Below are 4,157 nucleotides of genomic sequence, written 5' to 3'. Positions count from 1 at the left end.
GTGCGGCCGCTCCGGCGTCCCCTCCGACCGCGGGAAGAACTCGTACCACGACCCGAACAGCGCCCGCTCACGCTCCACCAGCAACGGCAGCGCCTGCGAGACGGTCACCAACTCCCGCAGCGGATACCGCGCCAGGATCTCGTCGACCTCGGGGGCCAGGGCGTTCGCCAGCCGCGTGTGCACGGGGAGGGAGTCGTCGCCCAGGGCCCGGGCCGCCGCGAGCACCCGCTCACGTCCGGGCCCGTCCGGGACTCCGGCGGCCGCCCGCCGGTAGAGCTCGGCGCCCTCCTCCAGCACCAGACCCGTGTCGATGCCCGCCGGGATCTTCACCCGGGCGTGCTGCCGCCAGGTGGCGAGCGGGGCGCTCCAGGCCTCCACGCGGTACGTCCAGCGGCCCGTCGCGTCCGGGGTGACCTCGGCGCCCCAGCGGTCGGCGCCGGAGACCAGTTCCCGCATCGGCGTCCACGGGCCCGGCCGGCCCTCGGGATCGCACAGCACCACATTGGCGCCGACGGCGTCGTGCCCCTCGCGGAAGACGGTGGCGGTGACCTGGAAGGTCTCGCCGGGGACCGCCTTCACCGGCCGCCTGCCGCACTCCACGGCCGGCCGGACGTCACGCACCGGAACGCGGCCGATGGCCTCAGTCGCCTTCATGGGTCTCACCTCCGCCGTGCGCGGAGCCGGGCCCGGGGCCCGGCTCCGCGGTCCGTAGTGTGCCGGAAGACCGGTGTCTTCCCGCGGGTCCGCCTGCGGGATCAATGCCTCGCGGAAGGCCGCTCCGCCGGCGGTCCCGGCCGGACCTTCCCGCTCAGCTGGGGCCGCCCACTCTGTTCCCGCACATACGTGACGAGGCTGGTGCGCAGGTAGCGCTCGGCCGCGTCCACCGCCTCCCGGGCGCAGCGCTTGCCCATCAGCACGCACAGCGTGTAGCCCGAGTCCTCGAAGGTGGACCGCACTTCGCGGTCCTGCGGCGAGGCGAGCATGACGCGCTCCCACGCCCGGTAGCGCCGCAGCTGCCGGGCCACCTCGGCCTTCGCGGGTAGCAGCATGGCCGTGTCTTTCCTTCCGACGCTCTCGAATGGGCACGTGTCCCCGGATCGGGGGAGCGTCCGGGCACGGATGGGCACGGAGCCGTTACGGCGAATCGAGGCTTTCACTCATGGTGCACGGGCGATGACCGAGCGTCTTGTTGGAACTTCAACCACCTCGGCCGGCGCCGGCCGCCCCGTGTGCCTCTCGTGTTGCACGAATGGCGTAGCGCCCGCACAGTGAAGGTGACTCAGGAGCGATCAGCGCTCACGCTGCGCTTCCGGAACGGATTTCCGGACGGGTGAGGGGGAGCGAGAGCTTCGCGGGTGAGGAGCAAGCGACAATGAAGACCGCAGTGCCCTGCTACTACCACCTCGACGTGGAGGTCAGCCCGGAACGGGTGGGACAGGTCAGCCGCATACTGGCCGCCCATCTGCGTTACTGGGATCTCGACAACCTCGTGGACCCCGTCTGCCGCGGTGCCGAACTGCTGCTGACCGCCATCGACCAGCACGCGACGGACAAACACACGTCCATCGAGATGTGGTGGAACGGGCAGCACCTCATCACGGCGATCGGGGACGAGGACCGGGATCTCCGCCCCGACCAGGATCTGCGCGGGTGCCTGGCGCACCTCGCCGCGACCAGCGACGGCTGGGGGTGCTGCGCCTCGGAGACCGGCAGCAAGATCATCTGGTTCTCGCAGCGGGCCCGGTCCGGGGAGCGTGTCCCGCTGGTCCCGACCGGTCCCGCGCCCCGGCTGCGGCGGGTCCTCAAGGTGCCGCGCACCCTTCCCGTCACCCAGTTGGCCGCATCCGCCGGCGGCGTCCTGGAGGGCGCCCGGTGACGGCGAGGAAGTCCCGGAAAGGGGTGCCCGTGTGGAGCGGGCACCCCTACCCGTTGGGGGCCTCCTTCGACGGGCAGGGCACCAATTTCGCCCTGTTCAGCGAGGTCGCCGAGCGGGTCGAACTGGTCCTGGTGAACGACGCCGGCACCGAGACGGCGGTGCCGATGACCGAGGTCGACGGCTTCGTGTGGCACGCGTACCTGCCCGGCGTCGGGCCCGGCCAGCGCTACGGGTACCGGGTGACCGGCCCCTGGGCCCCCGAGCTCGGTCACCGGTGCAACCCGGCGAAGCTGCTTCTGGACCCCTACGCGCAGGCGATAGACGGCCAGATCGACAACCACGCCTCCCTCTACGAGCGCACCCCAGGCGGCCCCTCCCCGGCCGACAGCGCAGGGCACTCGATGCTCGGCGTGGTCACCGACCCCTACTTCGACTGGGGCGACGACCGGCCGCCCCGCCGGCCCTACTCCGACTCGGTGATCTACGAGGCCCACGTCCGCGGCCTGACCCTCACCCATCCGGAGGTGCCCGAACGGCTCAGGGGCAGTTACGCCGGTCTCGCGCACCCGGCGGTCCTCGACCACCTGACCTCGCTCGGTGTCACGGCGGTCGAGCTGATGCCGGTGCACCAGTTCGTGCAGGACGGAGTGCTCCAGGACCGGGGCCTGTCCAACTACTGGGGCTACAACACCATCGGCTACTTCGCCCCGCACAACGCCTACGGCGCCTTCGGCAGCCGGGGCCAGCAGGTCAACGAGTTCAAGGCGATGGTGAAGGCGCTGCACGCGGCCGGCCTCGAAGTGATCCTCGACGTGGTCTACAACCACACCGCCGAGGGCAACGAGATGGGCCCCACCCTGTCCTTCCGGGGCATCGACAACGCCTCCTACTACCGGCTGGTCGACGGCGACTGGGCGCACTACTACGACACCACCGGCACCGGGAACAGCCTGCTGATGCGGCACCCCTACGTGCTCCAGCTGATCATGGACTCGCTGCGGTACTGGGTGACCGAGATGCACGTCGACGGCTTCCGCTTCGACCTCGCGGCCACCCTGGCGAGGCAGTTCCACGAAGTGGACCGGCTCTCGGCGTTCTTCGACCTGATCCAGCAGGACCCGGTGATCAGCAGGGTCAAGCTCATCGCCGAGCCGTGGGACCTGGGCGAGGGCGGCTACCAGGTCGGCAACTTCCCGCAGCTGTGGTCGGAGTGGAACGGCCGCTACCGGGACGCCGTACGGGACTTCTGGCGGGCCGAGCCGGGCTCGCTGGGCGAGTTCGCCTCCCGGCTCACCGGCTCCTCCGACCTGTACCAGGCCAGCAGGCGGCGGCCGCGGGCGAGCGTCAACTTCGTCACCGCGCACGACGGTTTCACGCTGCGCGACCTGGTGTCGTACAACGACAAGCACAACCAGGCCAACGGCGAGGGCAACCGGGACGGCGAGAGCCACAACCGGTCCTGGAACTGCGGGGCGGAGGGCGAGACCACCGACCCGGCCGTGCTGGAACTGCGGGCCCGCCAGCAGCGCAACCTGCTCGCCACCCTGCTGCTGTCCCAGGGCATCCCGATGCTCAGCCACGGCGACGAACTCGGCCGCACCCAGGGTGGCAACAACAACGCCTACTGCCAGGACAACGAAGTCTCCTGGATCGACTGGGAACTGACCGAGGAACAGCAGAACCTCACCGAGTTCACCCGGTACGTCATCGGCCTGCGTGCCGCCCACCCGGTTCTGCGCCGGCGGCGGTTCTTCCTCGGCGAGACGGCCACGCGTCCCGGGCAGCCGCTGCCGGACCTGGTGTGGCTGCTGCCGGACGCCCGCGAGATGACCGACCGGGACTGGCAGCGGCCCGACGCGCACTCGGTCGGCGTCTTCCTCAACGGTGACGCCATCGCCGAACGCGACCCCTACGGGCGGCGGCTGATCGACGACTCGTTCCTGCTGCTCCTCAACAGCCACTGGGAGCCGGTGGACTTCCGGCTGCCCGACGACTCCTACGGCGAGCGCTGGACGACCCTCATCGACACGGCCGACCCGGAGGGGGTGCCGGACGAACGCGAACGGAAGGCGGGCACCAGGCTGCGCGTGGAGGCACGGAGTCTGGTCGTGCTGTCGCGGCCGTCGCGGTAGTCATTCGGCTGCGGGTACCCGGAGGTTGCTCGCGCAGTTCCCCGCGCCCCCAGAAGCTTGTGGGGGCGCGGGGAACTGCGCGAACAGCCACGACGCCCCCGCACCCGACCACCACGGCGGGTCACCACGTTGTACCCGGCACCGGCTGC

Annotated in this window: 4 protein-coding genes; 2 read left to right on the top strand and 2 right to left on the bottom strand. The window is 71.0% G+C overall.

What is annotated here, in order from left to right; all coding sequences use genetic code 11:
* On the bottom strand, positions 1–654 hold a 654-nt coding region (locus ACZ63F_RS33300), incomplete at its 3' end, for a maltotransferase domain-containing protein (protein WP_469716794.1).
* Positions 655–755: 101 nt separating this feature from the next.
* Entirely contained in the window at positions 756–1,049 is a 294-nt protein-coding gene (locus tag ACZ63F_RS33295) for a DUF5133 domain-containing protein (protein ID WP_469716792.1), read from the bottom strand.
* Positions 1,050–1,372: 323 nt separating this feature from the next.
* Between ACZ63F_RS33295 and ACZ63F_RS33290 the strand changes: the two genes are divergently transcribed.
* Both ACZ63F_RS33290 and glgX read left to right on the top strand, forming a co-directional pair.
* Entirely contained in the window at positions 1,373–1,876 is a 504-nt protein-coding gene (locus tag ACZ63F_RS33290; protein ID WP_469716790.1) for a pep a2, read from the top strand.
* Positions 1,877–1,899: 23 nt separating this feature from the next.
* Positions 1,900–4,008 carry a glycogen debranching protein GlgX gene (gene glgX / locus ACZ63F_RS33285; protein WP_469716788.1) on the top strand — a complete coding sequence of 703 codons (2,109 nt, stop codon included), beginning with the start codon at positions 1,900–1,902 and terminating at the stop codon, positions 4,006–4,008.
* Positions 4,009–4,157 lie beyond the last annotated feature (149 nt).

The sequence above is a fragment of the Streptomyces sp. NPDC104761 genome, assembly GCF_055583445.1.
The sequence above is the reverse complement of the archived record's forward strand: the minus strand, read 5'-3'. Positions and strand labels throughout refer to the sequence as shown.